Origin of the sequence: Rudaea sp. 3F27F6 (assembly GCF_005503555.1) — a bacterium.
Lineage (GTDB): Bacteria > Pseudomonadota > Gammaproteobacteria > Xanthomonadales > Rhodanobacteraceae > Rudaea.
The window spans coordinates 432,073-455,298 of the sequence record NZ_SCNG01000003.1 but is presented as its reverse complement, the minus strand read 5'-3'; the positions used below and the strand labels follow the sequence as shown (position 1 = coordinate 455,298).

Genomic DNA, 23,226 nt, shown 5'->3' with positions numbered 1-23,226 from the left:
CTGCGCCGGCTTAGAACGCGCAGGCCGCGCTGAGCAGCCAATGCCGCCGCCCGTCCGACGAGGGCACGGGATAGACGGAATTGGCATGGCTCGCGGCGATCCACAGCAACTGCAGATCGAAGCGCTCGAACTTGGCGCCGGCACCGAGGCTCGCATCGAAAACGAGATCGTCGCTGCCGCCGCGCGCCGGTTCACTGTGCTGCGCACCGAGATGGCCGATCAAGCGCAGGTGTTCGCCGAGCGGATGAGTCAGATTGAATTCGAGATAAGTCGAGCGCCGCTGCCTGCCGAAATAATTCGGCGCGTAGTACAGACGCAGGTTCCAGTTTTGCGCCGAAATGCCGGCGAACGTCTCCGCGTAGTTCCAATAGGCGAAGTGGGTGAAGATCGAATACGTCGCACCGACTTCCCAACTCAAGCGCGAAGTCAGTGCATGCGCGTAGCCCGCGTCGGCAACCCAGAGCGGTTCGGACCCGTGGCCGCCGTAGAACCGCGTTTCGGCGACCTGGCCGCCGACGAACCAGCCTGCTGGGGCGTCGTAACTTGCCGATGCGGTCGGCGTCGGCCGGCCGTCGTTGAGCGACACGCCGCGGTAGATATAGTCGCTGGCAACGCCGACCTGTGCGGCGAACTGCGCGCGCGCAACGCCGGCAACGAATACGCAACAGACCGCGAGAGTTCGGCGCGCGCGGCCGGCGCCGCCGCTCAACGCGACACGCGCGCCGTCCCTGCGCGGGCCGATGCACAATTCAGTGACGGCACGGAGCGCTGCAAAGTCGCGCACGCATCGACGTAGCCGGCCGCACCGTCGGGAGAGCTTGGCGGAAATCGCACCCATGCCGCCGATTGTCGCATGGCCGGCGCAGGCGACACCTCGCGCACGAGGGCGATGACACCGGCGATCTGCGCCGCGGCGAACGACGCGCCGGTGACGAAGTTCCAACGCCCGCCCGGCGCGGGCGCCGGCACGTCGGCGCCGGGCACATAGAGAATCGAAGCCGACGCGGCGCCGGCGCGATCCGACACCGCGAGCACGCCGCGGTGCGAAGCGGGAAAGCCCCCGTTAATCGCATCCGCATCGACCGCGCCAACTACGCTTGCACCGCGCTCGATCGCCGCATCGATCAGACGCGCGAGCAGCGGGTCGTCGGGGCCAGACAGACTTAAGTTGATCACCTGCGCATCCTCGCCGATCGCAAACTGCAACGCCTGCGCAAGGGTGAAGCTGCTGCACAGCGTGGCGGCCGCTTCTTCCCAGCATGCACGCAGCGCGAGCAGCCGCGATGCCGGCGCAATGCCGACTACGCCGGCATCGGCGCCGCGCGCACCGATAATGCCGGCGACCGCAGTGCCGTGCGCTTCGGCCGTATGCTCGCGCGTATCGACGAAGTTACGCTCGACTTCGATACGTCCGATCAGATCGGGATGCTCGGCATCGGCGCCGCTGTCGATCACGGCGACACGCACGCCGCGCCCGGTGCTGACCCGATGCATCTCGTCGAGCCGCCACAGCCTTGCGCTTGGCTGCAGCGAGTACAGCGATGCCTTCGCCGCCGTGTTGCCTTCCGCGGCGCGCGCGCGGAACAGATTCATCGGCTGCGCCCATTCGGCGCGGCGGTCCTGCGAGAGACGGCGCACGACATCGTCGAGGTTCGCGCCGGGCGGCACGCGCAGGACATAGCAGTCGACCCCGATCGCCGGCATCGGCCAGCCCGACAGAACTTCCAAACCCTGCTCGCGCGCGAGGCTTTCGGCAATGCGTCGGCGCGCCGCGCTGCCGGCGCTGTCCGTATAGCTGCCGCCGTAGTTCGCGCCGGGCCGGTAGTGCGGCGGCGGCAGGCGCAGCATCACCAGGATTTCGCGCGCTGCCGTGCTGCTCGGTGGCACTTCGGCGGATGCCGCCGCGGCACCGAACAGTGCAAACAGAAACAGCACCAACGCGGCGATCGACGCTCTCACTGTGCCGCCTTCGCCTCGAGCGGCTGCACGAGCAACACCGACGACTCGCCGCGCAGCCGCTGCACGGCCGCGTCGAGCCGTTCCGGCGCGATCGCGAGAATGTAGGCGTCGGCCGCGGTCGGTCCGTCGACGATGCGCGCATCACTCGCGAGCAGGATGCGGCGCATTTCGCCGAGCGAGGTCTGCGGAGTGAAGGCGACGACGACGCGCGCGGGCTCGGCGGCAGCCGGCCGCGACAGCGCACGATAGGTATGCTCCTGCGCCGCCGCGGGCATGCGCCCCGCCCAGAGCGCGACGGCAAGCCCGACGATAGCGACAGCCTGCAGCGCGAGCATTGGCCGCATCCAGGCCGGCGACAGCAGACGCTCGCCGAGGTCGCGCAGCCGTTCGAACAGCGGCACCTCGCGCGGCTGCGCCGGCAAGCGTGCGCGCAGCGCCGCGAACGCGCGATCGACATCGCGCTCGGGCAGCGCCACGCGGTTCGCTTCGCGCAGTTGGCGTTCCCATTCGAGTTCGCCGCGGCAGGCGGCGCAGGCCTTGAGGTGTTCGTCGACGAGGCGCTGCTCGGCCTCGTCGAGCGTGCCCATGACAAACCAGGGCAACAGATCGCGCACCTCGCGATGCGCGGAATCCAGATTGACGACGCGCGCGGTCACAGAATGTCCTCCAAACGTTCGGGCAGCAGCGCCTTGAGGCGCCGCCGCGCGTGAAACATACGGGTCTTCACGGTCTCGATGGGGCAACCCATGATCTCCGCGATTTCGCGATAACCGGCTTCCTGAAAATAGGTCAGCTCGATCACCGCGCGGTGATTCGCCGAGAGCGCATCGACCGCCTCGGTCAGGATGCGGCGCAATTGCGTGCGCATCACTTCGTCCCGCGGCTCGATCGCATCGGTGTCGGGCACCGCTTCGAGCGCATCGTCGGCCTCGACCGGATCGTCCACGTCGCGCAGCGCCTTGAGCGACTTGCGATAGGCGATCGCAAAAATCCAGGTCGAGGCCTTCGAGGTGCGATTGAATTTGTGCGCGCTCGTCGACACGACGAACATCGTGTCGTTGAGAATTTCTTCGACCAGTTCGGGACGCCGCGTCGTGCGCTCGATGAAGCGCGCGAGTCGGGCGAAGTAGGCGCGATACAAGGTCTCGAACGCGCGCATGTCGCCGCGCGCGATGCGCTCGAGCATGACGGCATCGTCCGCAGCGGAAGCCACCGACCGCGGCGTTGCGGTTTCCGCCGACCTTGAAAACATGGACGCGTCTCTTGCCATTCCCGTGTATTCCAGGACCGGGCCGGGCGGTTCAATCTTGCGCGAATCTTCCCATGAAACCGCTGCGCACGGCGTCTGCGCGATGCGATGAACCTTTTCCGCGCAGGGCGGAATACATCGGAGCCGGGACTCGAAACGGCAGCCGCCAGCCGAGTCCGGACATCCCTTCTTCGATCCCCCGCCATCATGGAGCGCACCATGTTTGCCAGAAAACTTTCCTGCCTCGCCCTGTTCCTGCTGCTCTGCGCTTCGTTCGCGCAGGCCAAGGACTGGGCCGTATCGGTCGGTGGCAACGACCTCAGATTCCACCCTTCGAGCCTGACGGTCAGCCCGGGCGATACCGTCACCTTCACCAACGCCGGGGGATTCCACAACGTCGTCTCCGACACCGGCCTGTTCTCGAGCGGCAGCGCCAGCACGAACGGCTGGACCCTGCAGGTGCCGTTCAACACCGCCGGCACCTTCGGCTTCCACTGCGAGATCCACGGCGCGCCCGGATCGGGCATGGCCGGCAGCGTCACCGTGCAGGCTTCGCAGCCGGCACCCGACTTCGGCCTCAGTGCGCAGTCGAACAGTCCGACCGTCGCCCAGGGCGGCAGCGTCACCGACTCGATCACGATCACGCCGATGAGCGGTTTCTCCGACAACGTCACGTTCTCGGCGAGCGGCCTGCCCGACGGCGTCAGCGCGAGCTTCGCCGCGAACGGCGCGACCGCTTCCGTGCTGACCCTGAATGCGAGTGCGACCGCCGCCGTCGGTACGTCGACCGTCACCGTCACCGGCACCTCGGGCAGCCTGAGCCACACCCTGCCGCTGAGCCTCACCGTCAACGCCGCGCCGCCCGCGTTCTCGATCGTGCCCGGCATCACCGGCGCCTGGTATCTGCCCGCGCAGTCCGGACACGGCTTCAACGTCGAGGTGTTGCCGAACAACGTGTTCCTCGCGTTCTGGTACGTCTACGACAACAACGGCAACAACTTCTATCTGCTCGGCCAGGGCACCTACGCGGGCGACACCGCGACGATGGATGCGTACGAAGCCACCGGCGGCATGTTCCCGCCCAACTTCGACAAGAACAAGATCGTGCGGACCAAGTGGGGCACGATGACGATGCGCTTCAGCGACTGCAACAACGCCACCGTGCAGTGGGCGCCGATCGTGCCGGGCTTCACCAGCGGCTCGATGGCACTGATCCGCCTGACCGAAATCAAGGGAGTGAGCTGCCCTTGAACGGCCGGTCCAACCCGTTCCGTGCGAGGCCGGAGTTGATCCGGCCTCGCCTGCGCGTCTTCGCCGCGCTGCTCGCTTCGGTCGTCGCGATCGCCAATGCTGCTGCGGTCGAGGTCGGCGAACGCGCGCCCAACTTCCGCCTGCCGCAGCTCGGCAAGGAAGCGAAGCTCGGTCTCGCCGACGTGCGCGGCAAAGTCGTCTTCGTCGATTTCTGGGCCTCGTGGTGCAGTCCGTGCCGCGAGGCGATGCCGCAGTACGAAAAACTGCAGGCAAGCCTGCCGCATACGGATTTCGCCCTCCTCGCCGTCAACGTCGACGAAACGCGCAGCGACGCGGAGGAATTTCTCGCCGCGCATCCGGTCGGCTATGCGGTCCTGCTCGATCCGGCCGGCGACGTGCCGAAGAGCTACGGCTTGATCGGCATGCCGACCTCATACCTGATCGACCGCCGCGGCGTCGTGCGCTGGCGCGGCCAGGGATTCAAATCCGCCGACCTCGACACGCTGCGGCGCGAGATCGACCGTCTCGTCAAGGAGCCCGCCGATGCGCCTTAGTCCAGTCGCCCGCCTCGTTGGTCTCGTCGCCTTCTGCGCCGCTCTCGGTGCCTGCGCGACGACGCCCGTGCAACCGTGGGAACGCGCTCATCTCGCGCGCTGGGATATGCGCTGGGACCCGGATTCGGTGCAGACCGCAATGAAGCAGCACGCCTACTTCAGCAAGGAGGGATCGAGCGGCGCAATCGGCGCCGCCGGCGGCGGCTGCGGCTGCAATTGACGACAGGATGTCGTCATCCCGGCCAGCACATGGATGTGCGGTGAGCCGGGATCCAGCTTCTAAGAAAACATCGTCCTTCCGCCCAGCACAGCAATCCGCAACGACACGCCCTCCTACTCACCCTCAATACCCATGCCCCGCTCCTCCGCCTCACTGACCGCCCTGCTCACCGCCGCCGCCGCGCTGCTGCCCGCCGCGCCATCGCCGGCCGCCGAAAGCGACGAGTCGAACACGCGCGCGAGCTATCGTTTTTCCGAGTACGACGAAAATGCGCTCAACGGCCCGGTGATCGGCGATCCGCAGCGCTACCGCGTGCTCTCGCAACAGCTCGACGTCGATACGAAACTCGACGGCGGCGCCTGGGGACTCAAGCTCGACGCGACGCACGAGGTGATGAGCGGTTCCTCGCCGTGGTTCGTCGAGCCCGATGCGAAAGGGCGACCAGTGCAGGTACTGAGCGGCGCGACGATCCGCGACCATCGCAGTGCGCTGTCGGTCGCGCTGACCCAAGGCCCCGGCACGAGCGCGAACACGACCTATACCGCCTCCTACTCGGCCGAGCGCGACTATCGCGCCACGGCCGTCGGCGTGGAGCACAGCCAACCGCTCGACGCCGCAACCACGCTCGGCTACGGCGGCAGTTTCTCGCACGATCTACTCCGGCCGACCGACGCCGCCATCTACGGCCGCATCGAACGCGCGACCAAGAACACCGCGTCCGCCTTCGCCAGCCTGGCCTGGGTGCTCGACCGCGACTCGGTGCTGCAGGCCGGCGTGCAGCTCAACCTCGAACGCGGCTTTCTTTCCGATCCGTACAAGCTGTTCGCCTATGGCGATCAAGTGCTGCCCGAGCAGCGCCCCGGCCGCCGTACCGAAGCCGCAGGCCTGTTGCGCTACCGGCATTCGTTCGCGCGCCTCGACGCCGCCCTGCATCTCGACTACCGGTATGCGCAGGACAGTTGGGGCCTGACGTCGCATACGCTGGAAGCCTCGTGGTACCAAAGCCTCGGCAACGGCTGGCGCCTGGTGCCGTCGCTGCGCTGGTACGGGCAATCGCAGGCGCGCTTCTATGCGCCGTTCCTTATCGCCCCCGAAGGGCAGCGCTACTATTCCGGCGACTACCGCCTCGGCACATTCGGCGCATTCTCCACAAGTATCAATGTGCGCAAAGCGATCGGGCGCTGGGAGTTCAGCCTCGGTGCCGAGCACTATCACAGCGCCAAGGGCCTCGCGCTCGGCGGCGGCGGTGCAGCCGTGCCCGCGCTCGTCGACTTTACGCGTGCGTGGGCGGGGCTCGATTACGGGTTCGATTAGGATTATTGGACACGAAAGGACACGGATAGGGCAATTCAAACAGAGCCCCGCTTCTGAGATAAGGCACGGATTAACATGGAAGGATGCGAATCGACAGAGGAGCTCTGTTCCAATTCGCTCTATCCGTGTCCTTCCGTGTTACTCCGTGTCCGCCTTCTCTCCGAGCGCAAGATGCCCCTATTCCGCTACGCGTTTTCGAGCATGGGCAGCCCCTGCGAGATCCAGATCGAGGCAGACGACGAATCCATTGCGCGCGCTGCGGCTTTGAAGGCGCAGGCCGAAGTCGCGCGTCTCGACGAGAAGTACTCGCACTACCGCGACGACAACTGGCTCGCGCGACTCTGTGCGAGCGCAGGCAGCGGCCAGGCGGTCGAACTCGACGAAGAAGCGGCAAACCTGATCGACTTCGCCGCGGCGCTGCATGCGCAGAGCGATGGCCGCTTCGACATCACCGCGGGCGCGCTGACGAAACTGTGGGACTTGCAGAGCGGGCGCGTGCCGACCCGCGCCGATATCGACACAGCACGCGCGCACGTCGGCTGGCATCGCGTGACTTGGCGACGCCCGTTTCTCTCTCTGCCGGTGACAGGCATGCGCATCGACCTCGGCGGCGTGGTGAAGGAATACGCGGCCGACCGTGCCGCGGAAATCTGCCGCAATCACGGCGCGCAGCACGGCATCGTCGATCTTGGCGGCGATCTCGCCGTGATCGGTGCGCATGCCGATGGCAGTGCGTGGCTTGCCGGGATCAAATCACCACGCAATCCGCAGCGCGTGCATGCCAGCGTCGAACTCGCTCATGGCGGCCTCGCCACGAGCGGCGATTACGAGCGCGTCATGATCGTGGACGGCAAGCGTTATTCGCACATCGTCGATCCGACCAGCGGCTATCCGGTCGAAAGTTTCGCCAGCGTCAGCGTGCTCGCCGACTCGTGCCTGGTCGCCGGCGCCGCATCGACCTTGGCCATGCTGTTCGGCGTCGAGCGCGGCGGCCGCTATCTGCGCGAACTCGGCCTGCCCTATCTCACTATCGATGCCGACGGCCGTGCAGGCGGCAGCCGCGCAATCTGAGTCGTTTGCGGCTCAGACCGGATCGCGCAGTTCCGGCGTCGATCTCAGGCGCCAAGCGATGTACGCCGCGCAGATCGCGGCAAGCGCCGACAGGCTCGCGAAACCCGACGTGGTCATGCCGAAATCGCGCAACACCGTGATGATGCCGACGACCGCCACGTCGCCGAAACGCCATACGGCGGTGTCGACGAAGCCCTTGGCCTTGTAGCGGGTCTCGCGGTCGACGCGCGTGTACAAGCTGTCCGTCGCCGGCTTCTCGACACCGTAGGCACCGCCGCGCGTGACGATCATTGCCGCGGCGACGGCCGCAGGCTGGCCGAGGAAAGCCAGGGTGATCAGGGTCAGCGCCTTGACGATCTCGGTACCCGTGAGCGCCGGAACCGGCCCGAACCGTGTCAGCACGGCGCGGGTCACCACGATCTGCAGGACGGCCATCAACACGTTGACCGACAGATCGATGCTCGCGTAGAAATCGGTGCGCGCCGCGCCGTCCTTGTAGTACTGGTGGCCGATGTCGGTTTGCAGGTTATAGAGCACCGTGCCGACGCAGTCGCCGAGCAGCATCAGGATGGCGACGCGGCGCAGGAAAGGCGAGGCGAACACGAGCTTGGCGCCGGCCCAGAATCCGCCGCCGATGACGGCCTCGTTGCGCTGCGTGTCCTGCGCGACCGGATGCCGCCGCGACCAGCCGACCAGGGCGAAGATGCAGCCCACCGCGGCGAGCAGCATGCAGGCGGCAACGCCGAGCAGCGGGCCGATGCCGATCTGATGCACGAGCCACTTGGTCAGCAGCGGACCCGCGATCGCGCCGAGCGCGCCGCCGAACGCGATGATGCCGAACAACCGGTGCGACTGCTCGACGCTGAAGATGTCGGCGATGAAACTCCAGAACACCGCGACGACGAACAGATTGAACACGCTGAGCCAGACGAAGAACACTTGGCCGAGCACGCGCGGATTGAGCTGGCCCTGCGCCTCGAAGGCCGGGATGAACGCAAACAGGCAGCCGATGAAGAACAGATAGACGAAAGGCACGAAGCGCTTGCGTGGAAAGCGCGCGATCAGCCAGCCGTAGACCGGCGTCAGAATCAGGGTGACGACGAAGGTCGTCAGATAGAACTGGAACAACACCTGCGATCCGCTCGCCGCGGCGAGCTGCTCGCGCACGGGCCGCAATACGTAGTACGCGGCGAGTACGAGAAAGAAATAGACGAAGGCGATGATCAGCGCCGGCCATTCATGGCGTTTTACGCCGGTGAATGAAACATGGTCGGCAGCGACTTTGTCGGTCTGTTCGGCCAAGGACAGGTTTTCGCGTGGACGGGCGGCGAAGCGTAGCACGGCTAAATGTCACGCTTCGCGTTTCTCTTCGCCCACAGCGCCTCAAGGCGGAGGCGGGAAAGGCGCTACAATTTGCGCCGGCATTTGTGATCCGCCCTGCCCTTTCCGCCGCCGGCGCTGCGCGTCGTCTTCCTGCGTCGGGAGAAGGGAAGCCTGTGCATTTCCCCGCGTCCGCCGTTCATTGCATCGATGACATTCTCGCTCGCTTCGATTCATATCTATCCGCTCAAGTCGTGCGCGCCGCTGACGCTGCAATCCTCGACGGTGGAAACGCGCGGACTCGCGCGCGACCGCCGTTGGATGGCAGTCGACGCCGACAGCAAGATGCTGACCGGACGCGAGCATGCGCGTCTGACTCTGATCCGCGCGCTGCCGAACGCGGACGGATCGCTGCACCTCGACGCGCCCGGCACCTCCGGCCTGCGCGTGCCCGTACCGGACGCGTACGGCGAGCGCGTTGCCACCTCGGTATGGGACAGTCCCGTCTCGCCGCTGCTCGCCGACGAGACCAGCAACGCCTGGCTGACGACCTTCATCGGCGCACCGACGCGCCTGCTGCACATGGACCGCGAATGCATCCGCGCGGTGGACGCGAAGTACGCCGCGGCGGGCGACGAGGTCAGCCTCGCCGACGGCTTTCCGCTGCTGTTGATTTCGCAGGCCGCGCTTGACCTGCTCAACTCCAAGCTCGCCAAGCCGGTGCCGATACTGCGCTTCCGCCCCAACCTCGTCGTCGCCGGCACCGAACCGCACGCGGAGGACGGCTGGAAGCGCATCCGCGTCGGCGAAGTCGAGTTCGACGTGGTCAAGCCGTGCACGCGCTGCGTGTTCACTACGGTCGACTTCGAGCGCGGCGAACGCGATCCCTCGGGCGAGCCGCTGCGCACCCTGATCGGCTATCGCCGCGGCGAAAAAGGCGTGACCTTCGGGCAGAACCTGATTCCGCGCGGGCTCGGCACGGTGCGCGTCGGCGATGCGGTCGAAGTAGTGACGTGAGACAGCACGTCGTTCCGGCATGGATTGCCGGAACCCAGGCTACACGGATGTCGAATGGGAAAGGGGCATAGAAAAGCAGCCGAGCGTTTACATTCTTTCCGGCGAACGAAATGGCACGCTTTATATCGGTGTGACATCCCACCTGATCACGCGGTCTACCAGCACCGCAGTCTTGCCGTAGTCGATTGATCGTTGGCGCCCATGCAGTCTGGATTCCGGCAATCCCTGCCGGAATGACGAGCAAAAGCATGACTTTCGGCCTACAAGCCCGCTTGCCGGCCTTGTTATTCTGCCCAGCCCATCCCACGGAAGACCGCCATGCGCGTACGTCTCATCGCATGCCTTTTCACCGCGGGCGCCAGCGTCGCCGCGTTCGCCGCCGACCTCGCCATCCCGAAGATCGCCTACAAGGAGCGCACGCTCGCCAACGGCCTGCAGGTGATCGCCGTCGAGGACCACACCAGTCCGACCGTCGCCGTGCAGGTCTGGTATCACGTCGGCTCGAAGGACGATCCGCAGGGTCGCAGCGGCTTCGCCCATTTGTTCGAGCACTTGATGTTCAAGAGCACGAAGAACATGAAGGCCGAGCAGTTCGACCGCCTGACCGAAGACGTCGGCGGCCACAACAACGCCTCGACCGCGGACGACTACACCAATTATTTCGAGGCGGTGCCATCGAACCATCTGCAGCGTCTGCTCTGGGCCGAGGCCGAGCGCATGGCCAACCTCACCGTCGACGAAGCCAACTTCAAATCCGAGCGCGCCGTGGTCGAAGAAGAGCTGCGCCAGCGCGTCCTCGCCCAGCCCTACGGCCGCCTGTTCAACGCGATCGCGAAAGATTCCTACCTCGTGCATCCGTACAAGCGCCCCGGCATCGGCAGCATCGAGGATCTCGAAGCGGCGAAGCTGCAAGACGTGATCGATTTCCACAAGACCTACTATCGCCCCGACTACGCCACGCTGATCGTCGCCGGCGACTTCGATCCGGCCGAACTCGACAAGTGGGTCGATCAGTATTTCGGCGCGCTGCAGAAGCCGGCCGCGCCGATTCCGCGCGTCACCGCGGTCGAGCCGACCTGGGACAAGGATCGCCGCTACGACGAACACGGCCCCAACGTGCCTTTGCCCGCCGTCGTGCTGTCTTGGCTCGCACCGCCCGAGAAGAGCCCCGACACCGCCGCACTCGCCGTCGCCGCGTCGCTGCTCAGCAACGGCGAATCCTCGCGCCTCAATCAGGCGCTCGTGTACCGCGACCAGATCGCGCAGGAAGCCGAGTTCGGCAGCACCAGCGGCGCCGACAACAGTCTGGTCTACGCCTTCGCCGTTCTCGCCAGCGGGCACAAGCCCGAGGAAGCCGAGAAGGCCCTGCTCGCCGTGATCGGCGACACCGCGACTAAGCCGATCGCCGACGCCGAACTCGACAAGGTCAAGACCAAGCTGCTCACCCAGGCGCTGACCCGGCGCCAGACCGCCGAAGGCAAGGCTTTCGCGATCGGCGAGGCGGTGCTGCTCAAGGGCGATGCGGCCGCGGCAAACGAAGACTTGGTCCGCCTCCAGGCCGTGACCGCGGCCGACGTGCAGCGCGTGTTGAAGAAATACGTGCTCGACGCGCACCGCGTCGCCATCGTCTATACGCAGGAGGCGAAGGCGAAAGACGCCGCGCCGAAGAAGCCGGAAGCGAAGGGAGCCAAGTCATGAGCGCCGCGAACATCAAATTTTCGCATTTCTCCAGAAATATACTTTTCGCCATGCTCGCTGCGTGCAGCGTGAGCCTGCACGCGTCCGACGCGCTACCCGATCCCGGCCCCGCGCGCAAAGCGAACATCCCGCCGACGGCCGAGAAGACGCTCGCCAACGGCCTCAAGGTCGTCGTCGCCACGCGCCGCGCGACGCCGCTCGTCACGACGACGCTGTACCTGCGCTCGGGCGCCGAAGTCGATCCGCCGCAACTCGCGGGCCTCGCCGCAATGACCGCCGGCCTGCTCGACAAGGGCACGGCCACGCGCAGCGCGCCGCAGATCGCCGAGGCGGCCGACTCGCTCGGCGGCAGCATCAACACCGGCGCGGGCTGGGACTCGTCTTCGGCCGCGATCACGGTGACCACGCCCAAGCTCGGCGCCGCGCTCGATCTGCTTGCCGACGTGACCCTGCATCCGAAATTCGCCCAGGACGAAATCGACCGCCTGCGCAAACAGTCGCTCGACAATCTGCAGCTCGAACTGTCCGAGCCGCAGGGCCTCGCCGCACTCGTCGCGCGCCGCGCTGTGTACGGCGACGGCGCCTACGCGCATCCGGCCGGCGGCACGGTGTCGGCGCTGCCGCGCATCCGCCGCGACGACATCGTGCGCCTGCACGATACGTACTATCGCCCGGACAACGCCCTGCTCGTGTTCGCCGGCGACATCGATCTCGACCAGGCAGCCCGCCTCGCCGAATCGGCATTCGGCGCCTGGAAGAATCCGGCGACGCCGTTGCCGAACGCGGCGCCGGCCGGCGGCAAATCGAATCTGCCGGCTACCGTCGTCGTCGATCTGCCGGGCACCGGCCAGGCCGCGGTGACGGTCGCGCATGCGGGCATCGCGCGCGAAGCTGCCGACTACTATCCGGGCATCGTCGCCAATGCGGTGCTCGGCGGCGGCTATTCCTCGCGTCTCAATCAGGAAATCCGCATCAAGCGCGGCCTCTCCTACGGCGCCAACTCGTCGCTTGCCACACTGCGCCACGGCGGCGCTTTCGTCGCCAGCGCGCAGACGAAGAATCCGTCGGCGACCGAAGTGGCCGGCCTGATGTTCGGCGAACTCGACCGCCTCGGTGCGAGCGAAGTGCCGGCCGACGAATTCGCCGCGCGCAAGGCGACGCTGTCGGGCAACTACGCCTTCAGCCTCGAAACGACGAGCAGCCTCGCCGGCCGCGTCGCCGGCTTCGCCCTGTACGGTCTGCCGCTGAGCGAACTCGGCGCCTGGCTCGACAAGGTGCAGGCGGTGACGCCAGCGCAGGTGCAGACCTTCGCGCGCACGCACCTCGGCCGCGACGGCGCCTCGCTGATCGTCGCGGGCGACGCCAAGCAGTTCGCCGACGCGCTCGCCAAGGTTTATCCAAAGAGCGCGCGCTTCGAGGCGACGAAGATCGATTTCGACAGCGCGGACTTGAAGGCCGCCGCGACACCGAAGGCCGCATCGAAAAACTGAAGCTCCCATCACTCCGTCATTCCGGCACAAGCCGGGATTTCGCGCCTCTTTGTTTCGCTTGCATAGGCAAAAAAAGCAAAGGCGCCGGAATCCCGGCCGGCGCCGGGATGACCAACAAAAGACCTTTCGCAACACCGGGGAATCCATGAAAGCACTCGCGCTCGCCGTCGCCCTCGCTCTTTCTTCCGCCGTCCACGCGACGGCGGTTTCCAACCCGCCGATTCCCGCGCCCGCGGACGTGGCCTATCCGGGCGTGCTCAAGCTGCACGTCGATGCGACCGATCTCGATCACCGCATCTTCCACGTGCGCGAAGAAATCCCGGCCAAGCCCGGCCCGCTGACCTTGCTCTATCCGCAGTGGCTGCCGGCCGCGCACTCGCCGAGCGGACCGATCGACAAGCTCGCCGGCTTGACCATCAGCGCGAACGGCAAGCCGGTTGCGTGGCAGCGCGACGCGGTGAACATGTACGCCTTCCATCTCGACGTGCCCGAAGGCGCGAGCGCGCTGTCGGTCGAGTTCGATTTTCTTTCCGCCGTCGATACCGGCCAGGGCCGCTACGTGATGACGCCGGACATGCTCAACCTGCAGTGGTACACGGTCGCGCTGTATCCCGCCGGGCACGACGCGAGCCGCGTCGAGATCGCGCCGAGCGTGACCCTGCCGAAAGATTGGAAATTCGGTTCGGCGCTCGACGTCGACGCGGCCGCCGACGCCGACGGCCGCGTCCGTTTCAAGCAGGTCGACTTCAGCACCCTGCTCGATTCGCCGATCTACGCCGGCCGCCACTTCAAGCGCGTCGACCTCGCGCCCGGCGCGAAGGTGCCGGTGCGCCTCAACATCGTCGCCGATGCACCCGAGTATCTCGAAATCAAGCCGGACCAGCTCAAGGCGCACCAGTCGCTGGTGCAGCAGGCGCTGAAGCTGTACGGCTCGCAGCATTACGATCACTACGATTTCCTGCTGTCGCTGTCGAACAAGATGTCCGGCAACGGCACCGAACATCATCGTTCGAGCGAGAACGGCGTCAGTCCGGAATATTTCACCGAGTGGAACCGCCAGGCCGCGCACCGCGACCTGCTGCCGCACGAGTACACGCATTCGTGGAACGGCAAGTTTCGCCGCGACGCCGCGCAGACCGCGCCGAACTTCAACGTGCCGCTCGGCAACGAGCTGCTCTGGGTTTACGAAGGCCAGACGCAGTACTGGGGCTACGTGCTCGCCGCGCGCTCTGGCCTGTGGAACGCCGAACAGGCGCGCGACGCGCTCGCGATGGTCGCTGCGAATTACGCCGACAACCGTCCCGGCTTCTCCTGGCGCAACGTGCAGGACACGACCAACGATCCCGTCATCGCCCAGCGCCGCCCGCTGCCGTATCGCAGCTACCAGATGAGCGAGGACTACTACAGCGCCGGCAACCTGATCTGGCTCGCCGCCGACACCAAGCTGCGTGAATTGACGCGCGAGAAGAAATCGCTCGACGATTTCGCCCACGCCTTCTTCGGCGTCGATGACGGCAGTTGGAAGGTGAAGACCTATACCTTCGACGACATCGTCGCGGCGCTCAACGCGATCGCGCCGTACGACTGGGCCAAGTTCCTGCGCGAACGCGTCGACGCCAACGCACCGCCGCTCGACGGACTCGCCGCGGCGGGCTGGAAGCTGGTCTACACCGACAAGCCGAGCGAATACCAGAAGCACGCCGAAAGCCTCGGCAAGATGAGCAACTTCGCCGCGTCGATCGGCCTCATGATCGCCAGCGAAGGCAGCAAGATTTCCGACGTGCGCTGGAACGGCCCGGCGTTCAAGGCCGGCATTTCACCGGGGGGCACCCTCGTCGCGGTCAACGGGCGCGAGTACAAGTCCGAGCGTCTCGTCGAGGCGCTCAACGACGCCAAGACCAACCACGCGCCGATCGAACTGCTGGTGAAGAACGGCGAGCTGTACAAGACCTTCCGCGTCGACTACCGCGACGGCGCGAAGTATCCGCACCTCGAACGCATCCCGGGCACGGTCGACCGGCTCGGCGCGATCTTTGCGCCGAAGTGATGCAAACGCACGGACAGAGTCGCAAACTCTGTCCGCGCATCTGTCGAGGTGGCCTTTATGATCCAGACCAAGTCTGATCGATCCGAGCTGATCGCCGCCGCACGCGCGGTGGTCGGCGAGTTCAAGCTGCGCGAGGAGGGTCTGGCCGCGGGCGGCGTCGGCGCCGCCATTCGCACCTCGCAGGGCAATATCTATACCGGCATCTGCCTCGATCTCTCCTGCGGGCTCGGATTCTGCGCCGAGGTCGCCGCGGTCGCGAAGATGCTCGAACAGCGCGAAACACGCATCGAAGCGGTCGTCGCGGTCGGCGGCGAAACGATCATGCCGCCGTGCGGGCGCTGCCGCGAAACGATCGCCCAGGTCGATGCGCACAATCTCGATTGCAAGGTGATCCTCGCCCCGGATCGCGAGGTCACTCTGCGCGAACTGCTGCCCGAGTATTGGCTCGCGTAGGCGCTCACGCGACGGCCACTTGGGCTATGCTCGGGATGCGTCAATCTGTCTTCAATTCGGCGCTTGGGATTCGCTGCACCCGTCTCAACGTCGACTAGTCCCACGAACACGGATCATTCGCCGAGACCTCAGCATGAATATCGCAGGCAGCAGTCTTCTTCCCGCCATCGCCGTCGGACTCGGCGCAACCCTGCTCATGGACTTGTGGGCCGTGTTCCTGCGCCGCGCCTTCCATACCGCGTCGCTCAATTTCTGTCTGGTCGGACGCTGGCTGCGCTATATGCCCGAGGGCGTATTCACCCACGCCAGCATCGCCAAGACGCCGGCCAAATCGGCCGAGTGCATGATCGGCTGGATCGCGCACTATGCGCTCGGCGTCGTCTTCGCGCTCGCTCTCGTGCTCGTCGTATCGCCGGCCTGGCTGCGCGAGCCGACCCTGCTGCCCGCGCTGATTTTCGGCGTGGTCACGGTCGCGATTCCGTTCTTCATCATGCAGCCGTCGTTCGGCCTCGGCGTCGCCGCGGCGAAGACGCCCAATCCGACCGTGGCGCGACTGCGCAGCCTGATGAACCATGCCGTGTTCGGTCTCGGCCTGTATATTTCGGCCTGGGCCCTGAGTTTCCTGCTCAATACCTCCGCCTGATCCTTTGACCGAGTATTGCCATGAACGCCAAAGCTCCGCTGTCTGAATACCTCGTCATCTCGCGCGGCCACTGGGACGCCTCCGCGTCGAAGGAAGACATCCAGCGCGCGATCGACGAGTTCTACGTCTGGCACGAGCAACTCGTCGCCGAGGGCAAGATGCGCCGCGGCTCGCGGCTCATGAAGGAAGGCAAGCTCGTCTCGCGCCGCGGCGCAGTCGATGGCCCGTATTCCGAAGCGAAGGAAGTGGTCGGCGGTTACTGGTTCGTCAGCGCGCACAGCCTGGAGGAGGCGGCACAACTGCTCGCGCAGAATCCCTGCCTCGCTTACGGCCTCGCCAACGAAGTGCGCCAGCTCGATCCGGAGCAGTGCGACGCGTTCGCGATCACCGCGGAAACTCCCGCCGCCGGCTAGCCGCGATGGCGCAGATCGCCGCCCCGCAGATCGATCTTGCCGTCGCCGCGGATGCCGAGGCGATCGCCCTGCTCTCGCGCGACGAGATCGAAAACGGCCTGCGCTGGGCGTGGACGCCGGCGCGCGTGCGCCGCTGCATCGCCGACGTGTGCAGCAACGTGATCGTCGCGCGCGACAGCGGGCGCATCGTCGGTTTCGCATTGATGAGCTACGCCGACGAACACGCGCATCTGCTGCTGTTCGCGGTCGCGCCGGACCGCCGCCGCCGCGGCATCGCCACGGCGCTGTGGAATTGGCTGGAGACGACGCTGCGCACCGCCGGCATCGCCGACGCGCAGGTCGAGCTGCGTGCGTCCAACGCGGCCGCGCGCGCGTTCTACGAGCGCGTCGGTTTCGAGCAGGTCGCCGCGACGCCGCACTACTACCAGGGTGCCGAAACCGCACTGCACATGGTCAAGGAACTCGCCGCACCGGCGCCATGACCGACCCGAGCCAAGTTCTGCAACGGCTTTGGTGCAATTGTTCTAGAACCGCATCCTATGCTCGCGTAGCTTTGCCCCCGAGTCTGCAAGGAGGAAATGCGTGAGCTACGACACCATCATCGTCGGCGCCGGCTCGGCCGGCTGCGTCCTCGCCAACCGCCTGAGCGAGAACCCGAACCGCCGCATACTCCTGCTCGAAGCCGGACCGCCCGACTGGAACCCCTTCATCCACATGCCGGCCGGCATCGCCAAGCTGATCGGCCGCAAAGGCATCAACTGGAACTACACGACCGAGCCGGAACCCACACTCGGCAACCGCCGCCTGTGGTGGCCGCGCGGGCGCGTGCTCGGCGGGTCCAGTTCGATCAATGCGATGTGCTACATCCGCGGTGTCGCGAGCGACTACGACGCCTGGGCGCAAGCCGCCGGCAACGAACGCTGGGCCTGGCGCAACGCGCTGCCGGTGTTCAAGCGCTCGGAGAACAACGTGCGCGGTGCGAACGAATGGCACGGCACGGGCGGCGCGCTCAGTGTGTCGGATCTGCTCTACCACAACGAACTTTCGCAGGCCTTCATCGACGCCGCCGTCGCCGCGGGCCACGCGCGCAACGACGATTTCAACGCCGCCGAACAAGCCGGTTTCGGCTATTACCAGGTCACGCAGAAAAACGGCGTGCGCGCCTCGACCGCCGCGGCCTTTCTCAAGCCCGCGCGCGCACGCCCGAACCTGGCCGTGCTCACGCGTGCGGCAACCGAACGCGTGCTGCTCTCGGGCGCGCGCGCGGTCGGTGTCGATTACCGCCACCACGGCCGCCTGACCCGCGCCGAAGGCGGCGAAGTGATCCTCTGCGGCGGCGCGATCAATTCGCCGCAATTGCTGATGCTGTCCGGCATCGGCCCGGCTGATCATCTGCGCGATCACGGCATCGCGGTCGCGCACGACCTCGCCGGCGTCGGCGGCAACCTGCAGGATCATCTCGACGTGTGCACCCTGCAGCACAGCACGCGCCCGATCACCTACGACAAACTCAGCGACGCGGCGGTGGCCTGGCAATACCTGACCCGGCGCAAGGGCCCGGGCACCTCGAACATCGCCGAGGCCGGCGGCTTCGTGCGCACGCGCCTCGCAACCGACGCGAACTGCGACGTGCAATTCCACTTCGTGCCGGCGATGCTCGACGATCACGGCCGCAACCGTCTGCCCGGCCACGGCTATACCGTGCACGCCTGCTTCCTGCGCCCGCGCAGCCGCGGCACGATCCGCCTGCACTCGGCGAACCCGGGCGTGCCCGCGGCGATCCGGCCAAATTATCTTTCCGACGCCGACGGCTTCGACCTCGCGGTGATGATCGAAGCGGCGAAGATCTCGCGCGACATCTTCGCCGCCGCGCCGTTCGACGCCTACCGCGGCAGTGAAATCTTTCCGGGCGCCGCGGCCGTCAGCGACGCCGACCTCGAAGCCTTCGTGCGCAGCAAGGCCGAGACGATCTATCACCCGGTCGGCACCTGCCGCATGGGCAGCGGCGAGGATGCCGTGGTCGACGCCGAGTTGCGCGTGCGCGGCATCGAAGCGTTGCGCGTGGTCGACGCTTCGGTCATGCCGAACCTGATCGGCGGCAACACCAATGCACCGACGATCATGATCGCGGAACAGGCCGCGGACCTGATCAAGTCCGCGTAGCGCGCGCGCCATCGCGCCGCGTGCGCGCTTAGGTCTCGATCGTCACGTTCGGCTGCGTGTTCGGATAAATTTGTTCGATCTCCGGCGGCGGCTTGCCTGCCTGCGGACTCGGCAGACCGTAGCCGTTGACCGGCTGGCTGCGGTTGACCCAAAGCGCGTAGTACAAGTGGTCTGCACGCGGATCGGCCGTGTTCGGATGCAGCAGTATCGTCAGGCCGAGACTGTTGAGCTGCAGCCAAGGCACGACGATCGGCAGCAAGTCGTTGGCAAAGCCGAAATAGAACGACGGCGTGACGTGCGGGCCGCGCGGCTCCAGATTCCAGTCGCCGAGTTCGACGTGGAAGCGCTCGGCCGACCATTTGCGCAGCAGCGCGGCCTTCTCGTAGCTGTCCTCGTCGAAATAGATGTGCGCGTGATAGCTCTTGATGTCGGTGTAGGCGCGCGGCTTGGTCGGCAGCGTCTTCTCGCCGGGCCGCACGCTCGGCGGGCGCGGCGTCGCCTGCTTGTAGGTCTCGTAGCCCCACGGACTCTTGCCTGCCTCGTGATGCGGCGGCTTCACGGCCGCGGTCGTCGCAGCCGTAGCGGTCTGGTTCGTGCCGCGCGCCGCAGCGGACAGTCCCGCCGCGGCGAACCCCGCGGCGACCAGGCCGGTGTTGACCAGCAATTTGCGCCGCGACGGCGCGAGCAGTTCCGCCCAGTGCCGGTCGACGGCGGCGGCATCGGTATCGTCGTTTTCAGGTTTCATCGGGTACTCCGGTTGCAATCGAAAAAGCGGAGCGTCCCTGCTCCATCCACGCCCCAATCGGGGTCAGAACGAATAAGAAACGCGGCCGTAGTAGTAGCCGCCGCCGAGCCCGATCGGGCCGCTGTTGTCCCAGGCGCCGACGTATTGCGCCTTCGACGTCGCCGAGCGCGCGTAGTCGGGCACGCGCGCCGCGTCGCGGTCGAACAGATTGTTCGCGCCGAGCGCGACGCTGATACCGTTGCCGAAATCGCGCGCGAGCGAGAGATCGGCGACGAAGGCGCTCGGCTGGTAGTAATCGACGTTGCCCGCGCCGAGGCGGCGCAGGCGGCCGTACCAGGTGCCGCGCAGATCGGCGCTCCAGCCGTCGAGATCCCAGTGCACGCCGCCGATCACCTTCTGCCGCGGCGCGCGGTAGATCAGGTCATAGATCGCCGACTTGTTGAGCAGGGTGATGTTCGGCAGACCCTGCAGCGCGGCCGGAATCGGCGCGACGCTGGTCAGACTCGTCGTGTTGAAGTTCGCTGCGAGGGTCCAGCGGAAGCGGCCGATATCCTGCGTCTTCGTCGTCGCTTCGAGCGTCACGTCGACGCCGCGCGTGCGCGTGTCACCGGCGTTGACGAAGTAGTTGACGAAATACGCAGGGCCATTCGGCACCACGCCGGCCTTGGTCAGCAGCGCATTGATCGATGCAAGCTGGGCCGCGGTCAACTGCGTGCCGCTCGCATCGATCGGATACGCGCCGCGCGTGTCGAAGCCGATCGACGACGAAGCGCCGAGACGATTGTCCACGTCGATCTGATACGCATCGACCGCCGCGTGCAGCCACGGCAGCGGATCGGCGGTGAAGCCGAGCGAGTAGTTGCGCGATTTCTCCGGCTGCAGCGGCGAGGCGCCGAGCGCGCGCGCGGGCGCCGAAGTCGGCGGCGCGAAGCGGCGCGTCACGCCGAACATGTCGAGCGTATTCGAGTACGACTGGGTGGCGAGCGCCGGCGCGTGGAAACCGTTGCTGATCGTCGCGCGCACGGCGAACGCGTCGCCGAGTTCGTAGCGCGTAGTCAGTCGTCCGGTCGAGACCGAGCCGAAATCCGAGTGGTCTTCGTAGCGCGCGGCGACGTCGACGAACCAGTGCGGCAGCAGATTGGTCGAGGCGCCTGCGTAGACCGCGCGCGAATTGCGCGTGGTATCGACCGTGTCCACGGGCAGGATGCCGACGAGCGAGGACGCGCCCGTACCGATCCACGATGACACCGAGCCGGCCTTCGACTGGTAGTGCTCGTGCTGGAACTCGCCACCGACGGCGAGATCGACCGGCGCGGCGAACCAGCCGGTGTCGAATGAGCGCTTGAGATCGAGATTGGCGAGTTCCTGGCCGTAGATCAGCGCGCCGTCGTAGAAATTCAGCGGCCCGCCCGGATAGTTCAGCGAATAGTTCGCCGACTTCTGCGTGTAGATGTCGAGGCGGTCGCGGCCCGCGGTGACGCTCGCGTCCCATTGCCAGCCCGCGACTTCGCCCTTGATGCCGCCGGTCGCCGAGTAGTCTTCCTCGTTCGTCGCCTCTTCAGGCGTGAAACCGTTCGGGTAGATCGAGAGCAGGCCCGGGTTGTTGGCGAAGATCGCCGCGGGCAGGCGGAAGTTCTGCGGCGAGCGCGCATCGCGGTGCGCGTAGGTAACGAAACCGTAAGCGGACAGCGTGTCGTTGAAACCGTAGCCCGCGTTCGCCGAAAACGCCGTCGTCGTGTACGGCGGGATGCCGCTGTTGCGCCACGGATTCGGATCGCGCGTCGCCTCTTTCGGATTCGGCTGTGCCCCCGCGGGCAGCGAATTGTTCGGGCCGAGCTTGACCGGATTGCCGTTCGCGTCGATCGCCGGATAGGAAAGATAGTTCGGCTGCAGGGCGAAGTTGCGCACCGCGAGCGACTGATGGGTCTGGTCGAGCGCGAGATCGACGAAGCCCGAGGCGCCGAGCGGCACGGCGAGATGGCCGCGGAAGGTGCCGGTGCCGCCGTCGCCTTTGTACGTCTTGCCGGTTTCGGCCGAGATCTGGCCGCCCGAGTTGTCGGACTTCAGGATCACGTTGATCACGCCGGCGATCGCGTCCGAGCCGTAGATCGCCGAGGCGCCGTCGCGCAGCACTTCGACGCGGTCGATCGCGGCGACCGGAATCAGGGCGAGATCGACCCAGACCGAACCGGGGAAGCCGTCGCCGCTGACCACCGCCGTGGTGTGGCGGCGCTTGCCGTTGACGAGCACGAGAGTGTACGAGGGATCGAGGCTGCGCAGTTGCGCGCCGCGCACGATGCTGGCGAGATCGGGATTGGTCGCGCCCGGCAGGTTGAACGACGGCAACAGGGTGCGCAGCGCTTCGAGCAGGTTGGTCTTGCCGGTGTCCTTGAGATCGCCGGCGGCGAGCACGTCGATCGGCGCCGCGCTCTGGCGCACGGTGCGCCCGGCCGTGCGCGTGCCGGTCACGACAACCGTGTCGAGGGTGGATTCCGAGCGTGCCGGATCGGCGTCGACGTCGACCGGCGCATCGGCGGCCTCGGCGCGTGCGGCGAGCGCCGCGGCGGCGGCGAGAAACGGGATGGACTTTTTGAGCAGGGATTTTCGGTGGGGAACAGGTTTCGTATGAACGGGACGAGCGGCAGACATCGAGTTTTCCTGGAGAGAGATCGTCGCCGCAGAACGATGCCGCGGCGCATGAACTCATGCTGCCATCTGCCAGAATGGACGCATAGACGTCTAAATAGATTTGGTCATTTCGATTGCTTATGTCGATAGCGGGCGGCGCACTGTCTTATCACGTGCGGCTATTTGTGCCGCCGGATGCAACACGTTCGACGTGGGCTTTGAAGTGGATTCGACGCCGCTGCACGTCGTTCTCTCGCCTCAATGGGAAGGCATGGATTTATCGCACGCCTCACTGACGGTGACCTCGCATCGCGCGCCGCTCTAGCTCCCCTTCTTCCACCGGGAGAAGGTGCCCGCAGGGCGGATGAGGGCAAGGCCTCACACTCCCGGGAACGTCACGAGACTGGCAACGCTTTCCCCTCATCCGGCGCTGCCGCGCCACCTTCTCCCGACGGGAGAAGGGAAAGCACGGTCAGCCGGGACTCTGCAGTACTGCCGAAACCCCGCTAACTGTCGCTACGATCGCGCCCAGCAGCGCTTGGTCTTCGCACGCGACTCCAGCCTCCCTTCTCCCACCGGGAGAAGGTGCCCGCAGGGCGGATGAGGGCAAGGCCTCACACATTCGGAAACGCCGCGAGCGCAGCGGGGCTTTTCCCTCATCCGGCGCTGCCGCGCCACCTTCTCCCGACGGGAGAAGGGAAAGCACGGTCAGCCGGGACTCTGCTCCTGCCGAAATCCCGCTAACCGTCGCTACGATCGCGCCCAGCAGCGCTTGGTCTTCGCACGCGGCTCCAGCCTCCCTTCTCCCACCGGGAGAAGGTGCCCGCAGGGCGGATGAGGGCAAGGCCTCACACTTTCGGGAATGCCGTGAGCGCAGCGAGGCTTTTCCCTAATCCGGAGCTGCCGCACCCCCTTCTCCCGATGAGAGAAGGGAAAGCACGGTCAACCGGGACTCTGCAGTCCTGCCGAAATCCCGCCAATCGTCGCTACG

At 66.4% G+C, this 23,226-nt stretch carries 21 protein-coding genes; 14 read left to right on the top strand and 7 right to left on the bottom strand.

What is annotated here, in order from left to right:
• Window positions 1-10: 10 nt before the first annotated feature.
• The 4 genes from FFS30_RS14525 to FFS30_RS14510 are packed head-to-tail and all read right to left on the bottom strand — an operon-like array spanning window position 11 to window position 3,211.
• On the bottom strand, window positions 11-709 hold the full coding sequence (locus FFS30_RS14525) for a TorF family putative porin (RefSeq protein WP_171014633.1): 699 nt from the start codon (window positions 707-709) through the stop codon (window positions 11-13).
• Window positions 706-1,959: a S8 family serine peptidase gene (locus FFS30_RS14520; protein WP_137913884.1), complete on the bottom strand. Its 1,254-nt coding sequence runs from the start codon at window positions 1,957-1,959 to the stop codon at window positions 706-708. The genes FFS30_RS14525 and FFS30_RS14520 overlap by 4 nt, the downstream gene beginning before the upstream one ends.
• Window positions 1,956-2,615 (bottom strand): zf-HC2 domain-containing protein, encoded by a 660-nt coding sequence (locus FFS30_RS14515; RefSeq protein ID WP_137913883.1) that lies wholly within the window; start codon window positions 2,613-2,615, stop codon window positions 1,956-1,958. Before FFS30_RS14515 ends, FFS30_RS14520 begins: the two co-directional genes overlap by 4 nt.
• Entirely contained in the window at window positions 2,612-3,211 is a 600-nt protein-coding gene (locus FFS30_RS14510) for a sigma-70 family RNA polymerase sigma factor (RefSeq protein WP_137913882.1), read from the bottom strand. Before FFS30_RS14510 ends, FFS30_RS14515 begins: the two co-directional genes overlap by 4 nt.
• Window positions 3,212-3,427: 216 nt before the next feature.
• Between FFS30_RS14510 and FFS30_RS14505 the strand changes: the two genes are divergently transcribed.
• The 5 genes from FFS30_RS14505 (at window position 3,428) to FFS30_RS14485 (ending at window position 7,618) form a co-directional block, all read left to right on the top strand.
• Window positions 3,428-4,459, top strand: a complete 1,032-nt coding sequence (locus FFS30_RS14505) for a plastocyanin/azurin family copper-binding protein (protein ID WP_171014632.1) — start codon at window positions 3,428-3,430, stop codon at window positions 4,457-4,459.
• Window positions 4,456-5,013, top strand: coding sequence for a TlpA disulfide reductase family protein (locus FFS30_RS23885; RefSeq protein ID WP_171014631.1), 558 nt, complete (start codon window positions 4,456-4,458; stop codon window positions 5,011-5,013). The genes FFS30_RS14505 and FFS30_RS23885 overlap by 4 nt, the downstream gene beginning before the upstream one ends.
• On the top strand, window positions 5,003-5,233 hold the full coding sequence (locus FFS30_RS14495) for a DUF4266 domain-containing protein (protein WP_137913880.1): 231 nt from the start codon (window positions 5,003-5,005) through the stop codon (window positions 5,231-5,233). The genes FFS30_RS23885 and FFS30_RS14495 overlap by 11 nt, the downstream gene beginning before the upstream one ends.
• A gap of 132 nt (window positions 5,234-5,365) precedes the next feature.
• Complete coding sequence (locus FFS30_RS14490) at window positions 5,366-6,547, top strand: DUF3570 domain-containing protein (protein ID WP_137913879.1); 1,182 nt, start codon at window positions 5,366-5,368, stop codon at window positions 6,545-6,547.
• Window positions 6,548-6,718: 171 nt separating this feature from the next.
• The gene (locus tag FFS30_RS14485) at window positions 6,719-7,618 is read left to right on the top strand and encodes an FAD:protein FMN transferase (protein ID WP_137913878.1); all 900 of its coding nucleotides are present in this window, start codon (window positions 6,719-6,721) and stop codon (window positions 7,616-7,618) included.
• A gap of 12 nt (window positions 7,619-7,630) precedes the next feature.
• Here the strand turns inward: FFS30_RS14485 and FFS30_RS14480 are convergent, their stop codons facing one another.
• Entirely contained in the window at window positions 7,631-8,920 is a 1,290-nt protein-coding gene (locus FFS30_RS14480) for an MFS transporter (protein WP_249352466.1), read from the bottom strand.
• Between the two features lie 228 nt (window positions 8,921-9,148).
• On the opposite strand from FFS30_RS14480, the gene FFS30_RS14475 reads away from it, so the two are divergent.
• From FFS30_RS14475 to FFS30_RS14430, 9 genes are all read left to right on the top strand, one after another.
• Window positions 9,149-9,955: an MOSC N-terminal beta barrel domain-containing protein gene (locus tag FFS30_RS14475; protein WP_137913876.1), complete on the top strand. Its 807-nt coding sequence runs from the start codon at window positions 9,149-9,151 to the stop codon at window positions 9,953-9,955.
• A 318-nt stretch (window positions 9,956-10,273) separates the two neighbouring features.
• Window positions 10,274-11,653, top strand: a complete 1,380-nt coding sequence (locus FFS30_RS14465; protein WP_137913875.1) for a pitrilysin family protein — start codon at window positions 10,274-10,276, stop codon at window positions 11,651-11,653.
• Entirely contained in the window at window positions 11,650-13,143 is a 1,494-nt protein-coding gene (locus FFS30_RS14460; protein ID WP_137913874.1) for a pitrilysin family protein, read from the top strand. Before FFS30_RS14465 ends, FFS30_RS14460 begins: the two co-directional genes overlap by 4 nt.
• 145 nt (window positions 13,144-13,288) lie before the next feature.
• Complete coding sequence (locus tag FFS30_RS14455; protein ID WP_137913873.1) at window positions 13,289-15,190, top strand: M61 family metallopeptidase; 1,902 nt, start codon at window positions 13,289-13,291, stop codon at window positions 15,188-15,190.
• A gap of 57 nt (window positions 15,191-15,247) precedes the next feature.
• Entirely contained in the window at window positions 15,248-15,643 is a 396-nt protein-coding gene (locus tag FFS30_RS14450; protein WP_137913872.1) for a cytidine deaminase, read from the top strand.
• 133 nt (window positions 15,644-15,776) lie between these two features.
• The gene (locus tag FFS30_RS14445) at window positions 15,777-16,286 is read left to right on the top strand and encodes a DUF2938 domain-containing protein (protein ID WP_137913871.1); all 510 of its coding nucleotides are present in this window, start codon (window positions 15,777-15,779) and stop codon (window positions 16,284-16,286) included.
• A gap of 20 nt (window positions 16,287-16,306) precedes the next feature.
• Entirely contained in the window at window positions 16,307-16,699 is a 393-nt protein-coding gene (locus tag FFS30_RS14440; RefSeq protein WP_137913870.1) for a YciI family protein, read from the top strand.
• A gap of 5 nt (window positions 16,700-16,704) precedes the next feature.
• A complete protein-coding gene (locus FFS30_RS14435; RefSeq protein WP_137913869.1) occupies window positions 16,705-17,181 on the top strand; it encodes a GNAT family N-acetyltransferase in 477 nt (158 codons plus the stop codon).
• A 100-nt stretch (window positions 17,182-17,281) separates the two neighbouring features.
• The gene (locus tag FFS30_RS14430) at window positions 17,282-18,862 is read left to right on the top strand and encodes a choline dehydrogenase (RefSeq protein WP_137913868.1); all 1,581 of its coding nucleotides are present in this window, start codon (window positions 17,282-17,284) and stop codon (window positions 18,860-18,862) included.
• Between the two features lie 28 nt (window positions 18,863-18,890).
• On the opposite strand, the gene FFS30_RS14425 is transcribed toward FFS30_RS14430, so the two are convergent.
• Both FFS30_RS14425 and FFS30_RS14420 read right to left on the bottom strand, forming a co-directional pair.
• On the bottom strand, window positions 18,891-19,607 hold the full coding sequence (locus FFS30_RS14425) for a DOPA 4,5-dioxygenase family protein (protein ID WP_137913867.1): 717 nt from the start codon (window positions 19,605-19,607) through the stop codon (window positions 18,891-18,893).
• A 63-nt stretch (window positions 19,608-19,670) separates the two neighbouring features.
• Window positions 19,671-22,256 (bottom strand): TonB-dependent receptor, encoded by a 2,586-nt coding sequence (locus FFS30_RS14420; RefSeq protein ID WP_171014630.1) that lies wholly within the window; start codon window positions 22,254-22,256, stop codon window positions 19,671-19,673.
• Window positions 22,257-23,226 lie beyond the last annotated feature (970 nt).

Bases quoted from the DNA above. Each gene is read 5' to 3' on its own strand.
- FFS30_RS14510 (WP_137913882.1), bottom strand. From the start codon at position 3,211: ATGTTTTCAAGGTCGGCGGAAACCGCAACGCCGCGGTCGGTGGCTTCC.
- FFS30_RS14505 (WP_171014632.1), top strand. From the start codon at position 3,428: ATGTTTGCCAGAAAACTTTCCTGCCTCGCCCTGTTCCTGCTGCTCTGC.
- FFS30_RS14495 (WP_137913880.1), top strand. From the start codon at position 5,003: ATGCGCCTTAGTCCAGTCGCCCGCCTCGTTGGTCTCGTCGCCTTCTGC.
- FFS30_RS14490 (WP_137913879.1), top strand. From the start codon at position 5,366: ATGCCCCGCTCCTCCGCCTCACTGACCGCCCTGCTCACCGCCGCCGCC.
- FFS30_RS14485 (WP_137913878.1), top strand. From the start codon at position 6,719: ATGCCCCTATTCCGCTACGCGTTTTCGAGCATGGGCAGCCCCTGCGAG.
- FFS30_RS14475 (WP_137913876.1), top strand. From the start codon at position 9,149: ATGACATTCTCGCTCGCTTCGATTCATATCTATCCGCTCAAGTCGTGC.
- FFS30_RS14465 (WP_137913875.1), top strand. From the start codon at position 10,274: ATGCGCGTACGTCTCATCGCATGCCTTTTCACCGCGGGCGCCAGCGTC.
- FFS30_RS14460 (WP_137913874.1), top strand. From the start codon at position 11,650: ATGAGCGCCGCGAACATCAAATTTTCGCATTTCTCCAGAAATATACTT.
- FFS30_RS14455 (WP_137913873.1), top strand. From the start codon at position 13,289: ATGAAAGCACTCGCGCTCGCCGTCGCCCTCGCTCTTTCTTCCGCCGTC.
- FFS30_RS14450 (WP_137913872.1), top strand. From the start codon at position 15,248: ATGATCCAGACCAAGTCTGATCGATCCGAGCTGATCGCCGCCGCACGC.
- FFS30_RS14445 (WP_137913871.1), top strand. From the start codon at position 15,777: ATGAATATCGCAGGCAGCAGTCTTCTTCCCGCCATCGCCGTCGGACTC.
- FFS30_RS14440 (WP_137913870.1), top strand. From the start codon at position 16,307: ATGAACGCCAAAGCTCCGCTGTCTGAATACCTCGTCATCTCGCGCGGC.
- FFS30_RS14435 (WP_137913869.1), top strand. From the start codon at position 16,705: ATGGCGCAGATCGCCGCCCCGCAGATCGATCTTGCCGTCGCCGCGGAT.
- FFS30_RS14425 (WP_137913867.1), bottom strand. From the start codon at position 19,607: ATGAAACCTGAAAACGACGATACCGATGCCGCCGCCGTCGACCGGCAC.
- FFS30_RS14420 (WP_171014630.1), bottom strand. From the start codon at position 22,256: ATGTCTGCCGCTCGTCCCGTTCATACGAAACCTGTTCCCCACCGAAAA.